The organism is Flaviaesturariibacter aridisoli, from assembly GCF_004343705.1.
GTDB classification, from domain to species: domain Bacteria; phylum Bacteroidota; class Bacteroidia; order Chitinophagales; family Chitinophagaceae; genus Flavisolibacter; species Flavisolibacter aridisoli.
Genome location: NZ_SKFH01000080.1, coordinates 1 through 3,055, shown reverse-complemented (window position 1 = coordinate 3,055; position 3,055 = coordinate 1). Strand labels below are relative to the sequence as shown.

Here is a 3,055-nt window from a genome sequence, read left to right as displayed (position 1 = left end):
AGTGCCGTAGATCGTGATCGTGGCCGCGCGGTGATCGCTCGGGTGCACAAAGTAGATCTGGCTGTAGGCCGGAACCGGGTACAGGGCGTACGCACGGTTGGCCGTGCCCGACGTGCTTCCCGTTACAGCCACATGGAGCACAGCGGTGCCGGCAGTGGCGTGGGTGATGGTACCGTTGTAGATGCCTACGGTGCCGGCGTTGAGCCGTACGCTCACCAGCACCACACCGCCCGTGCCGTTGATCACGATCGGCTGGAACGACCAGGTGCGGCCAGTGTCGATCGAGACCTGGTAGCCCGACGGCGGGGTCACGGTCGTGTTGCCCACCAGCGAAGAGCCCGTCAGCACATAGGTCTGTACGGCAGAGGGTTGGCCGAGCTGCTGCAGGAAGGGCTGCAGTGGCGTGCCGGTAACGGTCAGCGAAGGCGGTGCCACGGCGGTGCCGCTCAGGGTCACGTTGCGGGTAGCGGCGCCCGTGCTGGCATTGCTGATGCTGCCACCGTAGTTGCCGGGTGTTGTTGCGTTGAGGCGCACCGAAACCGTCACGGGCGCGATGATGCCTGCGGCCGGCGTTACCGTGGCCGTTATGGCCCAGGTGCTGCCGCCATCGATCGAGATCTGGTAGCCCGCCGGTGCGGTGATCGTTACGGGAGCCGTCAGGTTTTGTCCCGACAGGGTGTACGATTGCGTGGCGCTCGGGGCGCCGATCGTTTGTGCGAAGCTGTTGAGCGCGGCGCTCACGGTCACCGTGGGCGGCAGCACGGCCACACCCGTTACCGGCACGTTCACCGTGGTAAAGCCGCTGCCGGTGTTGACGATGTTCCCGTTGAAGGTACCGGCCGTAGCGGCGTTGAGGCGCACGCTGATGGCCGTGGTGGCGACGGTGCCCGATGCAGGCGAAAGCGTCAGTGCGGGCGACGAGGTGCTGCTGAACCAGTTGGTGCCCCCGTCAGCCGAGATCTCGTAGCCTGCGGGCGGCACGATCGTCACACTGCTCACGAGGTTGGCGCCCGAGATCGTATAGGTCTGCACGGCCGAAGGCGTGCCCACCGTCTGGCTGAACGGCGCCAGCGCGGCGGTTACTAATACCGAAGGCGGCAGTACAGCCGTACCGTTCACCGCTACGGCTACCGGAGTAGCGCCGGCGCTGGCATGGGTGATGTTGCCACCATAGGTGCCGGCCGTTGCGGCGTTGAGACGAACGCTGATGGTCGTCGTGGCCAGCGTACCGGCCGAAGGCGTCAGCGTGAGAGGCGTTGTGCTGTTGAACCAGGTTGCGCCACCGTCGGAAGACACTTCAAAACCGGCGGGCGGCGTGAGGGTCACGGCACCGGAGAGTGCGCTGCCCGAGATCGTGTAAGTCTGCACGGCCGAAGGCGTGCCCACCGTCTGGCTGAAGGGGTTCAGCGAGCCGTTGCTGATGAGCGTCGGCGTGCCCGAGGTGATGCCCGTTACCGGAACGTTCACCGTAGTGGCACCGCTGCTCGTGTGGCCGATGTTGCCGCTGTAGGAGCCCGATACCGGCGCATTGAGGCGCACGGTGATCGTGGTGCTGGCAACCGATCCCGAAACAGGGGTCAGCGTCAGCGGGCTGCTGCTGGTAAACCAGGTAGTGCCGCCGTCTGCGGAGATCTCGAAGTCGGCCGGGGGCGCGATCACCAGGTCGGTAGTCAGGTTGAGGCCCCGCACCGTATAGGTCTGCGTGGCCGAAGGAGAGCCAAGGGTTTGCGAGAAGGGCCCCATACTGCTCGTGGTCACGATCGTGGGAATGGCGGCGGTGGTACCGCTGACGGCCACGTTGGCGTTGGTGCCGGCGGCGACCGTGTTGCGCACGTTGCCCGAGTAAGCTCCTACGGCCGGGGCGTTGAGACGCACCTGCACCGTACGGCTGGCAATGATGCCGGACACCGGTTCGATCACGATCGGGGTAACGCTGTTGTACCAGGTGTTGCCGTCGAGCGACACTTCGTAATTCGCAGGGGCCAGCACCAGCAGCGCGGTGGTCATGTTCGTAGCCGACAGCGTATAGCTCTGCGGGGTTGAAGGAATACCAAGCGTCTGCGTGAACGCCGGAAGGGTGGCGGGGTTTGCCGTGATAACCGGCGGGTGGATGGACGTATCGATGGGAACGCCTTTCACGATGGCGTCTTTCACCAGCGCGTAGCGGCCGGCCGTCGAAGAAGAGCAGCTGAAGTAAATGCGGATCGTCAGCGAGTCGCCGGGCTCCACCGTCACACCGGTCGTGCCGTTCAGTGCCAGGCGGTAGTTATCGGTCGGCCCGGAGGTCTGGTTGTTCAGCAGGATGGGGTTGGTAAACGGTCCCGGGTTGGTGCTGACGTTGGCCGAGTCGGTTGCGAACCCTGTCTTTGACCAGACCACACCGAGCTTGGTGCTGCTGGACGAGTTGTAGAACGCGGACGTAATGATAAAGGAATCGACAACGAGGCGGTGCGTCGTGTTGGCTTTCACCACGAACTGCTCGTAGAAGGTGCGGTTGAGGTTACCGCCGGGGCCGCCGCCCGCGGTGGACCAGAGGCCATCGCCGCCGGGGGTGGCGCTGAGCGCCTGACCGCGCTGCACGCTGTAGGGCGGAACCACGGCAACGGTGGTGCCGTTGGAGGGAACCAGCTTACCGAAGCGCGTCGTGCTCGGGGCAACAGCTACCGATCGAACGTTAGCGGAGTCGGTATTGTTCTGCGTCATCGGCCACCACTGCAGCACTTGCTCGGTCACGGGCACGATGATCGCGGTGTTGCCGGTCACGGGCACGTTCACCGAAGTGGCGCCGGGGCTGCTCAGCACGATGTCGCCCGACCAGGCACCCAGCGAGGGCGAATTGAGGCGCACGCTGATCGGCGTGGCGGCGATAGCACCCGACGTAGCCGTCAGCACCAGCGGGTTGCTGCTGTTGAACCAGGTAGCGCCGTTGCTCGACACTTCGTAGTTGGCCGGCGGCGTGATGGTCAGGTCGTCGGTAAGGTTGGCGGCCGAAACAGAAACCGACTGCACCGCCGAGGGCGTACCGATGTTCTGCGTGAAGGGCGTCAGGGCGCCG

The 3,055-nt window shown here is 65.1% G+C and carries 1 protein-coding gene; it reads right to left on the bottom strand.

What is annotated here, in order from left to right:
- Positions 1-3,055: beta strand repeat-containing protein (locus E0486_RS19050; RefSeq protein WP_165917417.1), on the bottom strand; the 3,055-nt coding region annotated here is incomplete at both ends.